This window comes from Ensifer adhaerens (assembly GCF_002007205.1).
Lineage (GTDB): Bacteria > Pseudomonadota > Alphaproteobacteria > Rhizobiales > Rhizobiaceae > Ensifer > Ensifer adhaerens_D.
This window is the reverse complement of record NZ_LAZS01000005.1, coordinates 286,324-306,043: the sequence shown is the minus strand read 5'-3', so window position 1 is coordinate 306,043 and position 19,720 is coordinate 286,324. Positions and strand designations below refer to the sequence as shown.

Here is a 19,720-nt window from a genome sequence, read left to right as displayed (position 1 = left end):
GCGAACCATTGCCGCCGCCCCTGAGGCATAGTTCTTCTCATCAAACGGCGGTCGCGACGGACGGCGGCGCCAGCGGACAGAGAGGAATGGTTATGCGCAAGATCGGTCTTATCGGCGGTATGAGCTTCGAAAGCTCGGCGGTCTACTATCGCATGGTCAACGAGGCCGTTCGCGAGCACCTGGGCGGCCTGCATTCGGCCGAGGTGCTGCTGCACTCCGTCGACTTCCAATCGATCGTCGACCTGCAGAAGGCCGGTCGCTGGGAGGACGCCGCCAAGCGGCTTGCCGATGTCGCCCGCGGTCTTGAAGCGGCGGGCGCGGACTGCGTGCTGATCTGCACCAACACCATGCACCTGATCGCCGATCAGGTTCAGGCAGCGATCGACATCCCCCTCCTCAACATCATCGACGAGACGGCAGCGCGCCTGAAGGCCGCCGGCAGCCGCCGGCCGCTGCTGCTTGCCACCCGCTACACCATGGAGCACGGCTTTTATGCCGAGCGCATGAGAAGCCACGGCATCGACATTATCGTGCCGGATGCGGACGGCCGCACCCTCGTGCACGATGTCATCTTCGACGAGCTTTGCGCCGGCAAGGTGCTGCGCTCCTCCCGCCGGGCCCTGATCGAATTGATCGACAAGGCCGAAGCGGAAGGCGCGGACGCCGTCATCCTCGGCTGCACCGAGATCTGCCTCACCCTCGACCCAAGAGCCCTGCCGCTGCCGGGCTTCGATTCCACCGCGATCCACGCGGAAGCTGCCGTCGCGTTCGCGCTCGCCGGCATGGAAATGGCGCGGGCGGCTTGAGCGCGGCGCTCAGGCCTTGGGATCACATATGAGGGGACTGCAAAGTCCACCCGTCGGCTTTGGCCCGTCCTCCTTCGTCGCCAGGTGCCCGAGCATGCTGGTCCAATGTAGAAGCCGCAACACCCCGGAGCGCGTCATCCTCGGGCTTGACCCGAGGATCGATGAACGAGTTCCCTCACGGATATGGCTTGATTTGTTCACCCCAACCACGAGGCGGCGGCGTGCTTCACGCAAGAAGTCTGCCAAGCGCCGCTACCCGCAGCGCAAGATCGAGTTGATAGAGACGGTTCGAGCTTTCGTAGGCCTGGGCATGGATCCTCGGGTCAAGCCCGAGGATGACTCATTCGGGTCAAGCCCGAGGATGATTTAAGGGTTGCGCGCAAGCGGTCGCAGAAAGATGCGCTCGTAGCTCACGAACGGCGGATCGTCGGCGTAAAGCGCGTTCGCTGCCATCCCATCGGGATCCGCGGCCACATCGCTGCGATAGCGCAGATACGCCGGCTCGTCCGGAAAGGTGAACAGCGCGACGGCGATGTCGCCGGCTCCGTCTTCGCCCACCCCCGGAAAACTGGCGCCAACGCCCTCAGGTTTTTCGCGCGGCACGAAATAGCCGTGATGCGTCCCGCCGTGCCGCTCGATCAGCGTCATCCAGGTTTGCGCATAGGCCTCGAATTCCGCCAGGCGGCCCGGTTTCAGCCGGTAGCGGATCTCGCAAGTGACTGTTGTTTGCACCATAGCGGACCGATCTCCTGTCATCCGGTCTTCGCGGTCGACGATCGCGTTGATGAAGCGCGTCTTCTCAGCGGTGTAGCGATCGCCGTCATATCGATAGGCCTCGGCGAGGCGTGCCTTCAGCGCCGCGTAGGCCAAGGCGGTGTCCGCATGGCCGCGCAGATGGTCGCGGAAGACAAGACGCCGTCGATGGGTCTCGTTGTCCGGCGGGCAGAGATAGACGCGCCGCTTCGGCTCGACCCCCTGCAGCATAAAGGCCCAGACATCGTCGTCGTACCGGTTGCCGCGCGCCTGGTAGCCGGCCGCAACGAGCAAGGCGCTGGCAGCCGCAATGTCGGGCAGCCCCCTCAAGGTGACATCGATGTCGATGACGGCCTTTGCCGCCATGCCGGGAACGGCCGTGCTGCCGATATGATCGACGGCGATGACCAGCGCATCCAGGATGCGCCTGAGATCCTGCGCGATCTCCCGGTAACGCTGCGGCCAGTTGGGATCATAGGCAACGATTTCCACCCGTGTCGCCATTCAGAGCTCCGTCTCGTGGTCGATGCCACCCTTTCCCGGACGCGGCCCACGAAGGCCGATACAATTGCCCCAGGGGTCGCGCACCTGGCACATCCACAGCCCCTCCTGGATCGCCATCGGCCCGCGATAGAGAACCGCGCCGAGCGCCTCGAAATGGGCGAGCGCCCGATCGAGGTCCGCGACCGCCCAGTAGACGACGGAACCGGCAGCACCGCTCGCCACCTTCTCGTCGGCCTGGACGATTTCGAGATCGATGGCGCCGATCCGCAGATAGGCAAAATCAAAGGCGGCAAGAAACCGGCGTTCAACGCCAGGGAATGCGCGCTGATACCAGGCAAGACCCGCCTGCGTATCGGCCACATGCACGAGAATGGCCGCCACGCCGTCCGTCATCAAAATCCTCCATCCGCCATCCGGACCGCCTTGATACAGGATTCGCTGCGGCCTCAGGCGGAAATCGCCGGGGCGGCCGCTTGGCCGTGCTCGTCCGAGCCGACACCCATCGCCTGCCAGTCGCATTCGGCAAGTCCTGCCGGCTTGAACGGGTCGACCAGCGTGCCCGAGACGATCGAGGCAAGCAGCGCCTGCATCGGCGGGGTGCGCGCGACCGTCGCGACCAGCCGGTCGCGAAGCCAGGCGAGAGCCGTCGAGTCCGACTGGTAGAAGGGCGTAAAGAGAAGCGACAGCAGCTGGAACAACGCGACGTGGTTGCGGCGCGCCGTGGCATAGGCGGCAAGTGCGGCATCGAGATCGCCATGCGTGTCGAGCGCATGCGAAAGTGCCGCGACATCGAGCAGCGCCATGTTCGCCCCCTGCCCGAGCTGCGGGCTCGTCGAATGGGCGCTGTCGCCGACAAAGGCGATGCGGCCGGAGACCGGCGGGCGCATCGTGCGGTGCGCATAACGCGCCAGCGTCAGTTGCTCCCAGTCTGAGATCTGATCGAGCAACGGCGCACAATCCGGCCAGTAGCCGAGAATGCGCGCCTTCCAGCGGTCGAGCCCGGCCTGCCGTATCACGTCCGCATCCGCCACCCGTAAACTCCAGAAGAAGGCGACGCGGTCGCGCTCGCCCATCCGCGCGCGGCCCGCCGGCAGGATGCCGATCATCACCTTCGCCCGGTCGTAGCGCTGCACCAAAGCGTGCGGATCATGATTGAGGCCGTCGCTGCCGAGCGTCGCCCAGAAGGCGCCATAGGCAAGCTCGCGCACCTTGGGCGCGGCGGTCGAACCGGCAGCGAGCGCCGAGCGTGCGCCGCTCGCATCGACCACCAGGTCATAGGCGCCCGCCTCATGCCCTTGCGCATCCAGCAGCACGGCCTTGCCGCCTGCCATGCGAACCTCGGTCAGCGTGACGCCGGTCTTGACCGGCAGCCCGGCCGCAACCACGGCGTCATGCAGCGTGTTGAAGAGTGCGGCGCGCTGCACCGCCAGTCCGAAGCGCCCGCCGGTGAGCGCGTCGTAGCGCACGTCGAGCACGGTGCGCCCGGACCTGGCATCGGCGCCATAGAGCCGATCGATCCGACTGCCGAGGGAAAGCATCGGCTGCAGCAGGCCGAGCGTATTCAGGACGGTCAGTCCCGTCGGCTGCAGCATCAGGCCGGAGCCGACCGGTGAGGCCACGTCGAAGCGCTCCAGCAGCTCCACCCGGTGGCCGCGCCGCGACAGCATCAGCGCCGCGGCCAGCCCCGCCGGGCCGGCGCCCGCTATGCCGATATGGAGTGTCTTCATGGTTCCCCGAGGTGACGCAGGTGATTGGCGAAACTATAGGGAAAATCAAGGTGCTAGGGCAAGGTCGCAACACCGGGACACGACGTCGCGCGTGACGCTTGACGCAACGTGATCCGATTGTCGCGCAGGAACGACTGCCCCTCATCCGGCCTGCCGGCCACCTTCTCCCCGCAGGCGGGGCGAAGGAGACGCGTGGCACCCGCTCGTCTCATCCTCACTCCCGCCAGTTGTGTCCCCGTGGCAAGGATCGGCGCGCCTTCGCTTCCCCTGACGGTGGCTCCGTTCGCCAACGCTCCGAGCGGGGCAAGTCCCCTCTCCCCGCCTGCGGGGAGAGGGTTAGGGTGAGGGGCAACCCCCGCTCACGATCGACGGAAACGAAAGAGGAAGGCGCGCCACAGCGCGAACGAACTGGCGGCTCACCACTGCCGGATGGACGCCCTAACACTCCGCGTCATAGACCGCGCGCGCCGCGCGGATCGCGCCGTGGTTTTCCACCGACCAGTCGACGAAATGCTTGAGCAGGCCGAGCAGCGAGCGGCCGAGATCGGTCAGCGCATATTCGACGCTCGGCGGCTGCGTCGGGTAGACGGTGCGGTGGATGTAGCCGTCGCGCTGCAGGTCCCGCAGCGTCTGGGTCAACATGCGCTGGGAGATGTCGGGGATCAGCCGTCGGAGCTGCGAGAAGCGCAAGGGGCCGTCGGCCAAGGACAGGATCATCAGCGAGTTCCACTTGCCGCCGATATTGTCCATGACGTCGCGCACCGGGCAGTTTTCCATGTCCATCGGCACGCCGCAGACGATCGCCACGCGCTTGCCCTTCACCTCGCCTGTCAGCTTGTTCATAGGCGGTACCCTTCCTGTAACCACGAGAGAAAAAACTGCCTCCTTTACAGCGGTACTGCGATTACGAGATAAGAGCAAGTCTCAAAAAGAGAGCATGTCCCGACGCGTCTCCCAGGCGACGGGATGAGGAGCCGACGGGGCCTGCGCGCGCCAACTCGGCCAAACGAGGAAAAGGAAAAGACATGTCCGATACATTGCTCGTCACCGGCGCAACCGGAAAGCTCGGCAAGCTCGTGCTCGATCAACTGCTGGCATCCGGCGTCGCACCGGCCCGCATCATCGCCACCAGCCGCGACATCGCCAAGCTCGCCGATTACACCGCCAAGGGCGTTCAGACCCGCATTGCCGATTTCGACGACCCGGCCTCGCTCGACGCGGCCTTTGCCGGCGCCGACCGCCTCCTGATCATCTCGACCGATGCGCTGGACCAGCCCGGCAAGCGGCTGAAGCAGCATCTCGCCGCCGTCGCCGCTGCCAAGAAGGCTGGCGCCAAGCACATCCTCTATACCTCGATGCCGAGCCCAGAGACCTCGGTCATCCCCTTCGCGCCCGATCATCTCGGCACCGAAAACGCCATCAAGGCGACCGGCATTCCCTATACGATCCTGCGCAACGGCTGGTACATGGAAAACCTGTTCATGGCGCTGCCGCATGCGCTTGAGACCGGCCACTGGTATTCCTCCTCCGGCGAAGGCCGCCTCGCCCACATCGCCCGCGCCGATGCCGCCAAGGCCGCAGCCGCCGCACTCGCCGCCTCCGTGAGCGAGAGCCATACCTATACGCTGACCGGCGGCGAGCTGCGCAACACGGACGAGATCGCCGCCCTCGTTGCCGCAGCGACCGGCAAGCCGCTCGAGGTCGTGCACATCTCTGACGAGGCGCTCGCCGGCGGCCTCAAGAGCGCCGGCCTGCCCGACTTTCTGGTTCCGATCGTCGTCTCCTTCGACGCCAACACCCGAAAGGGCCATATCGGCATGGTGACGGACGACCTTTCAACGCTGACGGGCCAATCCCCGGCAAAGCTCGCAGCGTTCCTCGACGCGAGCAAGGCGGCTCTTGCCGGCTGATCGGCTCGCTTGAAATCGCAGGGGTCCGGCCGTTCGTGCCGGGCTCTTGGACTTTGACGAAGGAGAGACTGACGGCGTCTTCCGCCCTGCAGCAGGATCTTGTCCGTCGCCGTCGCGGCGTTTGTTCTTGTTATGTTCACGTTTATGCGCTATGCATTCCTCCACCTTCACCACCGGAGAAAGGGGACATCATGAGCGCTTATGTGACCGTGGGTGCGTTGGACTGCGCCCGCTCGAATGCCTTCTATGACGCAATCCTCGCGACCATCGGATGGAGCAAGCACGTCGATTTTCCGGACTGGCGCGCCTATTCCGAAGGCGGAAGCGGCAAGGGCTTCGTGCTGTGGGTCTGCAAGCCTTTCGACGGTGAGCCGGCGACCGCCGGAAATGGCTCCATGGTCGGCTTCATGGCCAAGTCGCCCGCTGAGGTGGATGCTTTCTACCAGGCGGCCATGGCCACTGGCGGGGCGGACGACGGGGCGCCCGGGCCGCGTCCGCATTATGGGCCCGACTGGTACTCCGCCTACATGCGCGACCCATCCGGAAACAAGATCTCGGTCGTCTACAACGGCTAGAGCATGTCGCGCAAAAGCACGCAGCAGTGTTGCGATTGCGACAGATCGATAACGTAAAGGACACCGAAGAAATCCGAAGGACCGACGCGCTTTTGACATGCCGTCGCGAAAATTCGGGACGGCTTTCCTGGGGCTTGTTTCCCAGGGGTGTCTGGACGGACCGTGCGCAGGGCCGCGCCTGCCGCACGGTCCGCCCGGATTTCGCCCCGCCTACCGTACAGCCTCCACCGGCGCGGCATCCGCCCGCGCCGCGATCTGCGAGAGAACCAGTGCGCTGATGCCGGCGAGAAAGAATCCAGCCGAGAGGTTGAGCGTCGTGCCGTCATAAAAGGCGCCAACACCGATCGCAAAGAGCGTCGCGATCAGGCTCGAGCCCGAAGCGATCAGCGACGCGCCGAGCCCCGCCACCTGCCCGAGCGAGCGCATGGCCATGGCGTTGAGGTTGCCGAACAGCACCCCGATCGCAAAGAAGGCGGCGAAGCCGAGCGCCAGCAGCACGCTGAGCGGTGGCCGCCCGTCCCAGAGGCTTGATGCCGCGAGCATTGCGAGCCCTGCCACGGCAAGGCCGATGAAGCCATGGCGCGCCATCGCCTCCGCGCCAAAGCGTTGCACGAGCTTTGCATTGAGAAACGAGGCAAGGCCGATGCCGGTCGCGAGCAACGCAAAATAGAGCGGGAAGGTCTGACCGATCCCGTAGGCGTCGAAGAAGAGATCGGCCGCCGTACTCAGGTAGAGAAGCTGCGCCCCGAAGACGAGCCCGGTCGCGACGATCAGCAGCGTCACACGGCCGTTCGACAGGATGCGCCGGCCGTTCGCAAGCAGAAGCCGCGGGCGAAAGGCAATGCGTTTGTCGGCCGTCAACGTTTCCGGCTGCCGCATGACCAACCACACGCCGAGAAGACCGGCTGCTGCGAGATAGACCGCAAAGACGCTGCGCCAGCCGCCGATCGCGATGATGCCCTGCGCCAGGCTCGGCGCCAGCATCGGCACCAGGATGAACAGCGTGAACATGAACGACATGACGCGGGCCATGGCGTCGCCCTCGAACTGGTCGCGGATCATCGCCCTGGTCGCAATCTTCGGCCCGGAGACGCCGACCCCCTGCAGGAAACGGCCGAGGATGACCATCTCGAGCGAGCCGGCCACCATCGCAATGACGGTGCCGAGCGCATAGACGCAAAGGCCAAGCACCAGCGCCCGCTTCCGCCCCATCGCATCGGAGAGCGGCCCGAGCAGCAGTTCCCCAAAGGCCATGCCGAAGATGAACAGCGAAATGATGTGCTGGGTGGAAAGCGGCGGCGCGACGCCGAGATCGACGCCGATCTGGCGCAGCCCCGGCAGCAGCGCGTCGATGCTGATAGAGGTGAGCGAGGTCAAAAGCGCGTAAAGAACGATGCGCTCGCGAAAACTGGTGGGAGATGTCATTGGCCGCACATATGGGAGAACTGAGGCTCAACCTATAGCAGTCTTGCCGCAAGATGCGTGCGGCGATCGAAAGATTCGTCCGCAAATTTTTGAGCGATTTCCTGCCAGGACGGGCGTGAAAAGCTACCGCGCCGACCACCCGAGCATCGGATTGCAGGACTAGAGCATCCTGCCTTCGAGTGGATTCATTTACGGGCGGAAAGATGCTCTAGAATCAAAGTGCTAGAGCGTCCTTTGCGCGTTCGTATGAACGCACGGCGCTCTAGTCTTTAACGGCAAGAAACAAACCGCTTTCCTTCTCTACGTTCAATACGCCGCCGCCTTCGGCGAAGGCAGAGCGGATCGCTTCCTTGAAGGCAGAAAGCTGATCGTCGCCGGCTTGGTCTCCCGGCGGAAAGGAGGTCAGGGCCAGGTACACGTCGTTCGGATCGGTCACGACCATATGGGCGGGATGGAGGTAGCACCTGACATTGCCAAACCGCTCCTGAAGCAGCGTCTCGGCGTGCGTGAACCCGAAGGCGGCGGCGGCCGGATCATACGGTGTGCCGCCGAACGTCGTCGTCAACTCGTAGAGGCGGCGCATATTGTTCGTGCCGTTGGTGGTGATCGCGAGGAAACCTCCAGGCTTCAGGATGCGAAACATATCGGCGACCGCCATCGCCGGATCGGCCAAGTGATAGAGCATGTGCATAGCGACAACGCCGTCAAAACGCTCATCCTCGAACGGCAACGCCGCCGCATCCGCCACGCTGCCATTCACCGATTGGAACGGCAACGACGCGCAGCGTTTCATGGCTTCATCGACCATGCCTTGAGATAGATCGGTCAGGGTGAGATCGAGATTGCGAGGGACGGCGTCCGTCACCGCCTCCCAAAACCATGCCGGACCGCAACCGACATCCACGATCTTGTCGCCGGCCTTCAACGGAAGATGGCTTGCGATCCATGGGAACCACGGGCGATCAGATACGGTGTACTCGGATGCAAGACGCGCTCGTGCTGCTAGGTTCTGGCTGTTGCCATACTGTCTTGCATTGCCCGTTGTCAGTGATGTCACCTCGACCTCCTCGATCGTTCTGTCCGCTCCTGCTGCTCCTCGCCCAGATCGGCCAGCCGCAAACCACCCCTGCCAGCCCTTGAGAATACTATTTTTAATCAATGATTTGAAACGGCAGCACCGTTTTCGGCGTCATGCCGCAGATGCGAGGCATCCGCCAGGCTGACGACGGCCCGGTTCCGGAAGAAATCGTCCTGGCGCAGATGGGTGATGCTTCCGGATTTCGCCGGAAAGCTCAGGAAACCACTGGCCTCGACCGGAACCTTCATCCAGGCGGCGATCACCAGCGTCAGCGTGAAGCCGTGGGTGACGATGATCTGCGTCCGGCATTGCCTGGCAACGATCGCCTCGACGAAGGGAAAGACCCTGAGCGCCACGTCGCGGCGGGTTTCGGCGCCTTCGATGCCACAGGGGTGATCGAGCCTGTCGTCATCAGGCGCCGGCACGTAGCGCGCGTCGAGCCAGGCCTGCGGCTTGCCACCGGCCTCGCCGTAGCTGATCTCCCGAAGCGCGGCGCTTGGCGTCACGGGGCGCACAAGACGATTGCCGATCGCCGCGGCCGTTTCAGCGGCGCGCAAAAGATCCGAGCTGAAGATCTCCACGTCGCGGTCGCCGACCAAGGCTGCCAGCCGTTCGGCGGTCGCCTCCGCGTCCCCTCGACCACGCGCCGTCAGGCCCGTATCGTACCAGCCGCCCACCCTGCCCTCGACATGATGGACGGACTGCGTGTGGGTGACGACGAAGAGCTCCTTCATGAAGGAGACCGTCTCAGACGTCCTGGCCGCAGGCGCGGCGGAAGCGGCGCACAGTTTCGGCCATGCCGTATTCCAGCGCATCGGCGGTCAGACCGTGGCCGATCGAAACCTCGGCAAGGTTCGGAATATGCCTGGCCAAGAGCGGCAGGTTGGCGACCGTCAGGTCGTGGCCGGCATTGACGTCGAGACCGAGCTCGGCCGCCATCGCCGCCGTGCGGCCGAGTTCGCCGGCGATCTTCTCGGCCTTGTCAGGGTCGTCATAGCAGCCGCCATAGGGGCCGGTGTAAAGCTCGATGCGGTCGGCGCCCGTTTCCCTGGCGATGCGCAACGCCTCCATGTCCTCGTCGCCATCGGCAAACAGCGAGACGCGGAAACCCTTCTTCTTCAGCCGCCCGACGACATGGCCGAGCAGATTGTGGTTCTTGCGGAAGTCCCAGCCGTGGTCGGAGGTCGCCTGCGCCGGATCGTCGGGCACCAGCGTCACCTGTTCCGGCCGGTGCGCTTCGACGAGACCGAGGAATTCCTCGTTCGGGTAGCCCTCCATGTTGAATTCCGTCTCCGGGAAAGCGCCGTCGATCAGGTCGCGGATCGGCTGCAGGTCGGAAAAACGGACATGGCGCTGGTCGGGCCGCGGATGCACCGTCAGGCCGGCGGCGCCTGCTTCCAGAGCGATGCGCCCGAGCGCGGTAACGGAGGGCCAGGGAAGATCGCGCCGGTTGCGAAGCATTGCGACGGCATTCAGATTCACGGACAGTTTTGCAGGCATGTCTGAACTTTCCAGAGGCGGGGCCGGTCACGGCCCGGATGCGGGCAATGTGGATGCAATGTTCTACTGCATATTTACGGAAAGCAGAAACGGTTTGAGATCGAGATTATGAAGCAATTCCAAGGAGTACCGCGCCGGCAGCCGCGACGATTGAACGCGGGGCGTTTGCCCGTCTTGTCTTGATCGAATCTTGACAATCGATCCTTCTAATATGCAGGAAAGCTCAAGCAGAAAGGGCGAAATTTCGCCCCTGAGACCATCCGCGGCAGCGCGAACGGTCGCCGCTCAGATCTCTCAAGGGGCAACGGACGCAATTTTTACGTTTATTTCAGAAAAAACTCAAATTTGGCGTCTAATACCCCTGACAACCACCATTTTTGGCCTTAAGTTTCCGAATCAGATCGAATGGCCCTGGCCCGCGCCGCGATCGCCTTCTTAGATTTTAGATCCCATGACCCTGGAGCAAACACCGATGACGACGGTCGAAAGACCCTGCGATGAGACGATACGGCGGACGCTCCGTCGCATCCTCGAAAGCAAGGCTTTCGCGCGCTCCGAGCGCTTGCGGGCGTTCCTCGCCTATGTCGTCGAAAAGGAGATGATCGGCGAAGGCCCTCAGCTCAAGGGTTACTCGATCGCCATCGACGTCTTCGACCGGCCGCAGGCCTTCAACGCCGACAGCGACCCGCTGGTGCGCGTGCATGCCGGCAAGCTGCGCAAGCTCCTGAAGGCGTTCTACGAGGGCGACGGCGCCGACGAAGAATGGCGCATCGCGATTCCCAAGGGAACCTATGTTCCGGAATACCGTCACCTACGGACGGAAATGGAAGCGGAGGCCGTCCCCGCCGCTCGCCAGCCGAAGCCGGCCAAGCGGCGCTTTGCCGGACATCGCCCCGCCTGGCCGCCGGCACCGTTTTCCTCGCCGCTGTCCGTCTTGAGCGTCCTGCCGCTCCTGCTCTTTGCGCCGATGCCTTCGCAGGAAATGACGCTGGACCTCGACGCCCAGGCCAAGCTCTTCAACGCCCGCCACGCGACCGAACGGGTGCTGCCCTCGGTGAGCGTGAAGATCATCGGCGCCGAAAACAGCGATGCGAAAGCCTTTGCCACAGCACTTCGGCTCGCCGCCCAGCGCCACAAGACGCTGGCGCGCGCCACCGACGGCGATACCGGCCGCCCCGTCTCGCGCAACTCCGCGCTCTCCTTCACCGTCCAGGTGACCTGGTACGACGCGCCGGCCCAGGGCATTCGCGTCACGCTTTCCCATGACGGCGAGAACGTGCCGATGCGCCAGGACTTCATTACCTGGAAGCGGCTCGAGACCGAACCGGACCTGCTTTTCGAGAGCATGTCGCTCGCCGCCGAACTGTTCTCGCTCGATGGCGAGATCTACGAGCACGCGCGCGAAGAGCAGATCGAAAGCCCGCTGATGGGCTGCATGGCCGCCACCCAGCGCTATCGCAAGCACCTCACCCGCGACACCTTCGAAACCGCCTGGAGCTGCCAGCAGAAACTCTCGCCGCTGCGCGGCGACGAACCGCTGTTCATCCTGAGCGCCAACAGCCCGCTCAAGGTGATCGGGCACTGAGCATGCCCGGCGGGGCCGGCAGGAGCCGGCCCGCATGAAACGGCTACGCACCCCAGTCCGCCACACGCGTCTGCCATGCTACTGCAAGCTTCCTTTGAGCGTAGCCGATTGAAGGACAAAAACATGCAGGAATTCAAAGTTCTACAGCGACCTTTGCGCGTCTGATAAGACGCGCGGCGCTGTAGGGACTGGTCATATTAGCGATTCGCGTATACGGTGCACGCATGCGTTGGGAATGGGTGCCTGGTTGCTCGTCAGGCAAGCATCCTTGTCCTGAGTAAGCCGCGCCTTGCGCGCGGGGTGCCCCAACCGAGCAGCAGGTATTGTCGTTGTCGATCAACGAGTGCCTCACCGCGCGGATCCGTCCGCACCTTTGAGACCCGGCGATCGCCACCGCTTCCGGACGCGGATTGCGCGCACCCCTGGGTCGGTCTCGATTCAGGAAACAGGCAGAAACAGCGCGCCGACAGACGCGCAGGCTGTAGACCGGGGACAATCGACATGCCGCGAGACCACTGGAAATTCGAGGGCGTGCTGGCCGCGCCCGATCGCGTCGGCTTCCTGCCCGACTTGCCGCTTCCCCACCACGACCCCACCACCCCGCTTGCGATCGCCGACATGGCCGACGCCTTCGGCGTCACCCACCGAACGCTGCATTTCTACGAGGAAAAGGGGTTGCTCACCGCCGCGCGCATGGGGCCGATGCGGGTCTATAACGAAGACCACATCCGCCGCATGGCCGTCATCAACGCCTGCCGCGAGATCGACATGCCAATCTCGGCCATCCTGGAACTGTTGACCGGGCTTGCGGGCACGGAGGAACAGGCCGACGCCGACCGGCTGTTTCGCGACGCGCTGCTCGCAAGGCGCCGCGAACTCGCGGCACAGCAGGCAAACCTGCGCCGGCAGATGCAGCGCATCTCCGAACTGCTCGAAACCACCGACGGAGGCGAAGCCACCGACGCGGAAGGCCATGTCCACCTCTCGCCGATCGAAAGCGAATGCCTGACCTTCATGGCCGATGGCTATCCGGCGGCGCGCATCGCCGGGTTGATGGACATGGACGTCGCGGCGGCCCTCACGCTCGAAGCCGGCATCATCCGCAAATTCGGCGCCAACAACCGCTTCCAAGCGATCGCCAAGGCCGTGCTGTCGGGCATGATCTCGGCGGAATAGCGAGGACACGGCACCAGACTGCCGTCACCGATCTCATCCTGGCCCGCATTCTCGCGCGTTACGCGGATAGTAAGGCGCTGCGCCTCGCGTCGAGACGTTCTCTCGCAGGCCGCCCCCCCGTAAGGAGCGCCGAACATTCGGCAGGTCCGCTCGGCACAATTCTCTTGAACGGTCGACATTGCGGTGTCGTCATCACCAGGTGCGTGTTACGAGGACGCCTGAACAACACGGATGAGATGCCCCGATGCTTCCCTGGATAGAACTGGACCGCGCAACCATTCCCGGCGACGGCGATGAATTGCGCCTGAAGCAGCGCGGCCAGGAATTCTCGATCATGCTCGGCTCGACCGAGCTGATGAACAGCCGGCTGAGCGGCTCGGAAGAGGCCTTGGCGACCCTCGCCCACGAACGCATCGCCGGCCGAAAAAACATCAGCATGCTGATCGGCGGTCTTGGCATGGGCTTTACGCTCAGGGCAGCCCTTGCCGTGCTTCCCGACGATGCCCGGGTGGTGGTAGCCGAGCTTGTACCGGCCGTCGTCGACTGGGCGCGCGGGCCGATGGCCGATCTGCACAAGGGCACGCTCGACGATCCGCGCGTCGAGATCCATGTCGGCGATGTCGGCGCGCTGATCCGCTCGAAGAAGGCCGCCTATGACACGATCCTGCTCGATGTCGACAACGGTCCGGATGGCCTGACCCGCCCCTCCAACGACGGCCTCTACAGCCATCCCGGACTTCGCGCCGCGCAAGGCGCACTTCGACCCGGAGGCGTGCTTTCCGTCTGGTCGTCGGCGCCCGACAGCGCCTTTACGAGGCGCCTGCGAGAGGTGGGTTTTGCCACCGACGAGGTCAAGGTGCGCGCCAACGGCAAGCGCGGCGGCGCCCGCCATGTGCTGTGGATGGCGACCAAGCGGTAACGCTGTGTCTGCACCCGCCGTTTCATGGCAAAGCCGGCACGCGCCATGGGCCACGTCGCCAGCAGTCACACCTTGCGGAAAGCACGGCTCGAAACCGAGATCGGGTTGCCTGACGGATCCTTGGCGTTGGCGAACTGGTAGCCGGCGGCCTGGTGGATGGCTCCGAACACCAGCCCTTGTGCAGCACTCAGCTCACAAAACGCGCCAACATCGCGCATATCGAACACGAGCTTGACCAGCGACTGGCCGCGCTTCTGTCCCTTCGATGCCGGATGGATCATCAGGCTGGCGCCGCCATCTGCCGGGACCAACTCGACGATCCGGTCACCGGCCTCACGCAATGCCTGAAAGCCGAAATGCGTTTCATAAAAACGAACAGTCGCTTCCACGTCATGGGCGTAGAGGATGATCCGGTTGATCGACAATATCCCCTCCCCGACAGTAAGTTTCCTCGCCGTCAGCGAACGATGGTCAGCCGCTCCGCAGCCCGCGTAATGGCGGTATAGAGCCAGCGCTCGCGCGTGTCGCGGAAGGCCCAGCTCTCGTCGAACAGCACGACATTGTTCCACTGCGAGCCCTGCGCCTTGTGCACCGTCAGCGCATAGCCGTAGTCGAACTCGTCGTAGCGCTTGCGCGTCGTCCATGGGATCTCGCCCTCGACATCCTCGAAGGCCGTCTTCAACAGCTTGATCTTGGCGGCACCGCGATCCATATCGTCGTCTTCAGGCCGGATCATCAGGTTGATGCCCGGCTTCACGGTTTCCTTCGAAGAACTCATCACCTGCCACAGCGAGCCGTTGAGCAGGCCCTTGGCCGGGTCGTTCCTAAGGCAGACGAGCTTGTCGCCCGATTGCGGATACTCGCTGGTGAAGCCTTTCAACTCGCGCAGACGCTGGTTGTAGCGCCGCCGCGTCTTGTTGGTGCCGACCAGCACCTGGTCGGCTTCGAGCACCAGTTCCTGGTTGACCTGGCCCCGCCCGATCACATGTGTGGTGCCATAGTCGCCATGCATGATTTCCTTGCCCTCACGCACCTGCATGGCGAGCTGAATGATCGGATTGTCGCGCGCCTGGCGGTGAATGTCCGTCAGCAGGTAGTCCGGCTCCTGATTGGTGAAGTAGCCGCCGCCAGACACCGGCGGCAGCTGGCCGGGATCGCCGAGCACCAGGATCGGGGTACCGAAGCTCATCAGGTCCTTGCCGAGCGCCTCGTCCACCATCGAGCATTCGTCGACGATGATGAGGGCAGCTTTCGCGACCGGGCTCTGGCGGTTGATCGAAAACATCGGCGCGATCGAGGTCTTGCCGGTTTCCTCGTCGGAAACCTCCTCCTCGCCGCGTGGCCGGTAGATCAGCGAATGGATGGTCTTGGCGTTGCTCGCACCCTTGGAGCGCAGCACCTGCGCGGCCTTGCCGGTGAAGGCGGCAAACAGCACGTCGCCGTCGACATGCTCGGCGAAATGCCGGGCAAGCGTCGTCTTGCCGGTACCGGCATAGCCGAACAGCCTGAAGAGCGGCGAGCGGCCCTCTTTCAGCCATTGCGAAACGGCCTTCAGGGCCTCGTCCTGTTGCGGTGCGAATTGCATGAGGCTGAGTGTCAGGATTCGGGCGGCACACGCAAGCCCGGAATTGCGCCCGGGCAAGAGGCTGCGGAGCCGCCAGCGTCGCAGCGACGGCGCTGCGCACGAAATTATCCCGTAGAATCAATGCAGCGCCTGTTGACCGTCCCTGCCGAAGCGGCTTTCGCCCGACGGTATTTGTTCACGTTTTTTTCTCATTCCGTCCCCTTCCTTGACGGCGCGCGCTTTCCGGGCTGTCGATCCTGTGGCACTTTCTTGCTCTGCCCCTTGAATGCAACGCCGCATTGTTGCTAACGAGCGTGACGTGATGGCGCCCGCGCTTCTGCTGGCGAAGACCATCGCTTAAAGCCCGTCAAGGCCGGCCCCGATGGCCGTTCCCGCCTTTCCGGGTCATGCCGGAGAGTGCCCGTGACAACCGACAAGCCAGCTGCGCCGCCCACTCCGGACAAGGTCGGCATCGGACGGCTCACGCCCTGGCTGCAATGGAGCCTGCTTTTGGCGATCTCCATCGTCCTTGCTTCCTTCTTCGAATTCATCGGCCTTCCCGCCGGGCTGCTCATGGGGCCGATGCTCGCTGCAGTGCTCGTCGGCATGAACGGCGGCACGATCCGCCTGCCGCGGCAGCTGTTCTTCTGCGTGCAGTTCATTCTGGCGATGATGATCGCCGGCGCCATGACGCCGGGAATGCTCGTGACCTTCTCCGGCAACTGGCCGCTGTTTCTCGCCGTCATCCTCTCGGTCATCGCCGTCAGCACGCTCTGCGGCTGGGTGATTACCCGCATGCGCATCCTGCCGGGCACGACGGCCATCTGGGGCTCGTCGGCAGGCGCCGCCTCGACCATGCTCTTGATGGCCGACGCCTATGGCGCCGATGCCCGCCTCGTCGCCTTCATGCAGTATCTGCGCGTGATCTTCGTCGCCAGCACCGCGACCGTGGTTGCGCATATGTGGGTCACCGGCACTGAGGCCGAGCAGACGACCCACTGGTTCGCACCGATCGACGGCCTGCTTTTCCTCGAGACCATCGCCGTCGGGCTTGGCGCAGCGCTCGCCGGCCGCTTCCTGCGGGTGCCTGCCGGCGCCTTCCTGCTGCCCTTCCTTCTCGGCGCCGTGCTCAATGTCTCGGGCGTCATGACCACCGCGCTGCCACAATGGCTGCTGGCGATCTGTTTTGCGGCTCTCGGCTGGAACATCGGCCTTGGCTTCACCCGCCAGATCCTCATCCATGCGCGCCGCGCCCTGGTGCCGACGATCATCTCGATCGTCGTCTTGATCTCGTTTTCCGGCCTGCTCGCGCTGCTCCTGATCAGGGTCGTCGGCATCGATCCGCTGACGGCCTATCTCGCTACCAGCCCCGGCGGGCTCGATTCGATCGCGGTCATTGCCGCCTCGAGCAATGTCGACCTCTCCTTCGTCATGGCGCTGCAGACCGCCCGGCTGCTGATCATCACCATGATCGGCCCGGCGCTCGCCCGCTTCGTCGCCGACCGGGCTTGAGAACCTTGCGGACCCTGAAAGGAAAATTCTTCGAGAGGCGCCGGCACTTCCGGGAGGGACGTTTATGACGACGCTCAGAATTTATGGCCCACCAGGAGAAGCACTCCCTTTCGATCTGCGCGATTTTCTGCAGGTCCTTGCTCCGCATTCGCTTTCGGCTTCCTGGCGTGTCCTGGCCGTTGGTGCAGGTTACCGGTGGTTCGACGCCACCGGCCCAGGCGGCGATATCCTCGATCAAATGGCGCAAGCCGGCGAGCCGGTCGACGGCGGCGCACTCCATGCCGCCGCTCAAGATACGCTCCAGGTCATCTGGGGAGAGTTTTCCGGCTTCCTGCCGTCTGCCCCGCATCGAACCTGGGTCACCATTCGCGCGATAGACAGCACCTTCTACGAAGTCACGACCGACGACGCGGCCGTTGTGGAGCGCATCGAGACAGGCTTCGACGACGTGCGCCGCTTTGACGCGATCTGGGCGGCTGACGATGGAGCCAGCGCCGGCGCGTAAAACCTGCCGGTAAAGATCACGGTTACCCTGGGCGCTGCCGGCCGCCGGCATGCCGTTGCCGCCGATTCCAGGCCCGCGCTCGCCTGCACGGGGCAATCTCGCCACGCGAGAACGTCAGTCGCTCGCGATACGCCGGAAAGCAACCGACATGCGCTGCACGCGCACCAGTTTTCCGGGAATAAATCCTGTCCGTGCCGTGTCTTACGGGCGGATCTGCATCATGCGGCTCTCGCGGAAACGGGACGAGGAGGCATTCGCCCGCTTCCGGACAGGAAAACCATCTTGAGGAAGGACAATTGCCATGAGAACGTTTGGACTGACGATCGCCATGCTGCTTGCCACAGGCGCCACGGCCTTTGCCGCGCCGCCGGTCAAGGAAGTGGACTCGGCCAAGGGCAAGGTACTGGCCGGAGAAAACGGCATGACGCTCTACACCTACAAGGACGACCATGGCGGCGTGTCCAGTTGCTATGACAATTGCGCCAAGAACTGGCCGCCGTTCATGGCCGAAGCGAGCGCCAAGGCCGACGGCGCCTACACGATCGTCGAGCGCAAGGACGGCAGCAAACAGTGGGCCAAGGACGGCATGCCGCTCTATTTCTTCGTCAAGGACAAGAAAATGGGTGACATTACCGGCGACGGCGTGAAGGGCGAATGGGATGTCGCAAAGCCGTAATGGCGACGGCGAGGGTGCGGGGGAACACCCCGCATCCGACCGGTTCGAGGAGGATGTGCTGGCACTGGTGCCGGCACTGAGGCGCTATGCCCGCTGCCTGGTGCGCTCGGATCCGGATGGCGAAGACCTGTTGCAGGATTGCGTCGAGAAGGTGCTTTCGCGCCGCGCGCAGTGGCGCGGCGTCAACCTGCGCGCCTGGGCCTTTACCATCATGACCAATCTTGGCCGCAACCGGCACCGCTATGTAACGATGCATCCGCAGGTGGCGCTGGACGAGGATCTGGGCCTGCAGGCCGAGGACCACGAGAGCGACCCGCTGGAGCGGTCGCGGCTCGAACGGGCGCTGAACGGGCTTTCCACGGAGAACCGCTCGGTGCTGATGCTCGTGGTGATCGAAGGTTACCGCTACCAGGACGTGGCCGAGATGATGGCCATCCCGATCGGCACCGTGATGTCGCGCCTGTCGCGCGCGCGGCGCCAGCTTGCAGAAGCCATGAAGGACGACAACGTGATCAGCATGCGGAGACCGAAATGACGGAAGGCCACAACACCGTCTCCGAAGACGACCTGCACGCCTATGTCGATGGCGCCCTTGGTCCGCGCGAGCGGCTGCGGATCGAGCAATGGCTCGAGCAGAACCCCGCGCAGGCCGAAGAGGTCCGGCAGTGGCGGGCGCAGGCGGTCGAGTTGCGCGCGCACTTTGCAGGCTATGCCCGCAGCGACGCCGGTGACCGGGCGCTGCTTTTGGCTAACGGCAGCGAACGCCCGCAACAGAACCCCGCCAAGGACGCCCGATCCTTCGCCGGCATCGCGCGCGCCGTTGCCGCCGGGCTGGCGCTCTTTGTTGCCGGCGGGCTCACCGGCCTCTACGCGCCCACCCTGCTCCCTACCGATCGCGAGATCCAGCCGATCGCCGCTGCCGACAGCCTGCCGCGCCAGGCGCAATCGGCCTTCCTGGTCTATGCCAGCGAAGTGCGCCATGCCGTCGAGGTCGGCGCCGACGACCAGACCCATCTCGCCACCTGGCTTGGCAAGCGCCTCGATCATCCGCTCTCGATCCCTGATCTCTCCTCGCTCGGCTTCTCGCTGGTCGGCGGCCGACTGCTGCCGGTCAATGGCAGGGCCGGCGCGATGTTCATGTATGAGGATGGCACCGGCCGACGGCTGACGGTGCTTCTCGGCCGCAACGACGACAACCGCGAAACCAGCTTCCGCATCGACAGCACCGACGGCGTCGAAACCTTCTACTGGATCGACGGCCCCATCGGCTACGCCGTCACCGGCGAGGTGCCGCGCGATCTGCTGCAGCAGGTCGCGGATGAATGCTACCGGCAGTTCGAAAAGAGCGAGGCGACGAAGAGCTGAGGGGTAACCCGGCCAACGCCGATCAGGCTTTTTTGGCAAGGTATTTCAGAGAGTTACAGTCGAGCTCGCACATTCGCCTCACCCTGCGTGACCCGAGACGCCCTGCGCTCAAAATCGCCGGGACGCTCACAATTGTCGGG

21 protein-coding genes are annotated in these 19,720 nt (G+C 64.3%); 11 read left to right on the top strand and 10 right to left on the bottom strand.

Features of this window, described 5'->3' with window-relative positions:
• The first annotated feature begins 86 nt into the window (after window positions 1-86).
• Window positions 87-806 carry an aspartate/glutamate racemase family protein gene (locus XB14_RS05160; RefSeq protein ID WP_077960596.1) on the top strand — a complete coding sequence of 240 codons (720 nt, stop codon included), beginning with the start codon at window positions 87-89 and terminating at the stop codon, window positions 804-806.
• 366 nt (window positions 807-1,172) lie between these two features.
• Here the strand turns inward: XB14_RS05160 and XB14_RS33830 are convergent, their stop codons facing one another.
• The 4 genes from XB14_RS33830 to XB14_RS05140 form a co-directional block, all read right to left on the bottom strand.
• Window positions 1,173-2,063, bottom strand: a complete 891-nt coding sequence (locus XB14_RS33830) for a GrpB family protein (RefSeq protein ID WP_077960595.1) — start codon at window positions 2,061-2,063, stop codon at window positions 1,173-1,175.
• Complete coding sequence (locus tag XB14_RS05150) at window positions 2,064-2,456, bottom strand: glyoxalase/bleomycin resistance/dioxygenase family protein (RefSeq protein ID WP_077960594.1); 393 nt, start codon at window positions 2,454-2,456, stop codon at window positions 2,064-2,066.
• 53 nt (window positions 2,457-2,509) lie between these two features.
• Complete coding sequence (locus XB14_RS05145) at window positions 2,510-3,790, bottom strand: FAD-dependent oxidoreductase (protein WP_077960593.1); 1,281 nt, start codon at window positions 3,788-3,790, stop codon at window positions 2,510-2,512.
• A 438-nt stretch (window positions 3,791-4,228) separates the two neighbouring features.
• Window positions 4,229-4,633 carry a winged helix-turn-helix transcriptional regulator gene (locus XB14_RS05140; RefSeq protein ID WP_077960592.1) on the bottom strand — a complete coding sequence of 135 codons (405 nt, stop codon included), beginning with the start codon at window positions 4,631-4,633 and terminating at the stop codon, window positions 4,229-4,231.
• 182 nt (window positions 4,634-4,815) lie between these two features.
• Between XB14_RS05140 and XB14_RS05135 the strand changes: the two genes are divergently transcribed.
• On the top strand, window positions 4,816-5,700 hold the full coding sequence (locus XB14_RS05135) for an SDR family oxidoreductase (RefSeq protein WP_077960591.1): 885 nt from the start codon (window positions 4,816-4,818) through the stop codon (window positions 5,698-5,700).
• A 191-nt stretch (window positions 5,701-5,891) separates the two neighbouring features.
• Window positions 5,892-6,275, top strand: a complete 384-nt coding sequence (locus tag XB14_RS05130; protein WP_077960590.1) for a VOC family protein — start codon at window positions 5,892-5,894, stop codon at window positions 6,273-6,275.
• 210 nt (window positions 6,276-6,485) lie between these two features.
• Here the strand turns inward: XB14_RS05130 and XB14_RS05125 are convergent, their stop codons facing one another.
• The 4 genes from XB14_RS05125 to XB14_RS05110 form a co-directional block, all read right to left on the bottom strand.
• Window positions 6,486-7,700, bottom strand: coding sequence for a multidrug effflux MFS transporter (locus XB14_RS05125; protein ID WP_077960589.1), 1,215 nt, complete (start codon window positions 7,698-7,700; stop codon window positions 6,486-6,488).
• Between the two features lie 262 nt (window positions 7,701-7,962).
• Entirely contained in the window at window positions 7,963-8,757 is a 795-nt protein-coding gene (locus XB14_RS05120; protein WP_077960588.1) for a class I SAM-dependent methyltransferase, read from the bottom strand.
• Window positions 8,758-8,855: 98 nt separating this feature from the next.
• Window positions 8,856-9,512, bottom strand: coding sequence for a histidine phosphatase family protein (locus tag XB14_RS05115; RefSeq protein ID WP_077960587.1), 657 nt, complete (start codon window positions 9,510-9,512; stop codon window positions 8,856-8,858).
• A 13-nt stretch (window positions 9,513-9,525) separates the two neighbouring features.
• On the bottom strand, window positions 9,526-10,278 hold the full coding sequence (locus XB14_RS05110) for a pyridoxine 5'-phosphate synthase (RefSeq protein WP_077960586.1): 753 nt from the start codon (window positions 10,276-10,278) through the stop codon (window positions 9,526-9,528).
• 472 nt (window positions 10,279-10,750) lie between these two features.
• Here XB14_RS05110 and XB14_RS05105 point away from each other — a divergent pair, with 472 nt between their 5' ends.
• From XB14_RS05105 to XB14_RS05095, 3 genes are all read left to right on the top strand, one after another.
• Window positions 10,751-11,863 (top strand): hypothetical protein, encoded by a 1,113-nt coding sequence (locus XB14_RS05105; RefSeq protein WP_077960585.1) that lies wholly within the window; start codon window positions 10,751-10,753, stop codon window positions 11,861-11,863.
• Between the two features lie 501 nt (window positions 11,864-12,364).
• Window positions 12,365-13,039 (top strand): MerR family transcriptional regulator, encoded by a 675-nt coding sequence (locus XB14_RS05100; protein ID WP_077960584.1) that lies wholly within the window; start codon window positions 12,365-12,367, stop codon window positions 13,037-13,039.
• Window positions 13,040-13,283: 244 nt separating this feature from the next.
• Window positions 13,284-13,958 carry a hypothetical protein gene (locus tag XB14_RS05095; RefSeq protein ID WP_077960583.1) on the top strand — a complete coding sequence of 225 codons (675 nt, stop codon included), beginning with the start codon at window positions 13,284-13,286 and terminating at the stop codon, window positions 13,956-13,958.
• A gap of 65 nt (window positions 13,959-14,023) precedes the next feature.
• On the opposite strand, the gene XB14_RS05090 is transcribed toward XB14_RS05095, so the two are convergent.
• Together XB14_RS05090 and XB14_RS05085 are read right to left on the bottom strand one after the other, a co-directional pair.
• Window positions 14,024-14,383 carry a VOC family protein gene (locus XB14_RS05090; RefSeq protein WP_077960582.1) on the bottom strand — a complete coding sequence of 120 codons (360 nt, stop codon included), beginning with the start codon at window positions 14,381-14,383 and terminating at the stop codon, window positions 14,024-14,026.
• 32 nt (window positions 14,384-14,415) lie between these two features.
• The gene (locus XB14_RS05085; protein WP_077960581.1) at window positions 14,416-15,543 is read right to left on the bottom strand and encodes an ATP-dependent DNA helicase; all 1,128 of its coding nucleotides are present in this window, start codon (window positions 15,541-15,543) and stop codon (window positions 14,416-14,418) included.
• A 402-nt stretch (window positions 15,544-15,945) separates the two neighbouring features.
• Between XB14_RS05085 and XB14_RS05080 the strand changes: the two genes are divergently transcribed.
• From XB14_RS05080 to XB14_RS05060, 5 genes are all read left to right on the top strand, one after another.
• Window positions 15,946-17,034, top strand: coding sequence for an AbrB family transcriptional regulator (locus XB14_RS05080; protein ID WP_143348232.1), 1,089 nt, complete (start codon window positions 15,946-15,948; stop codon window positions 17,032-17,034).
• 64 nt (window positions 17,035-17,098) lie between these two features.
• Window positions 17,099-17,539 carry a hypothetical protein gene (locus tag XB14_RS05075; protein ID WP_077960579.1) on the top strand — a complete coding sequence of 147 codons (441 nt, stop codon included), beginning with the start codon at window positions 17,099-17,101 and terminating at the stop codon, window positions 17,537-17,539.
• A 301-nt stretch (window positions 17,540-17,840) separates the two neighbouring features.
• On the top strand, window positions 17,841-18,215 hold the full coding sequence (locus tag XB14_RS05070) for a hypothetical protein (protein ID WP_077960578.1): 375 nt from the start codon (window positions 17,841-17,843) through the stop codon (window positions 18,213-18,215).
• Window positions 18,199-18,750 (top strand): RNA polymerase sigma factor, encoded by a 552-nt coding sequence (locus tag XB14_RS05065; RefSeq protein WP_077960577.1) that lies wholly within the window; start codon window positions 18,199-18,201, stop codon window positions 18,748-18,750. Before XB14_RS05070 ends, XB14_RS05065 begins: the two co-directional genes overlap by 17 nt.
• Complete coding sequence (locus XB14_RS05060) at window positions 18,747-19,580, top strand: anti-sigma factor family protein (protein WP_077960576.1); 834 nt, start codon at window positions 18,747-18,749, stop codon at window positions 19,578-19,580. The genes XB14_RS05065 and XB14_RS05060 overlap by 4 nt, the downstream gene beginning before the upstream one ends.
• Window positions 19,581-19,720 lie beyond the last annotated feature (140 nt).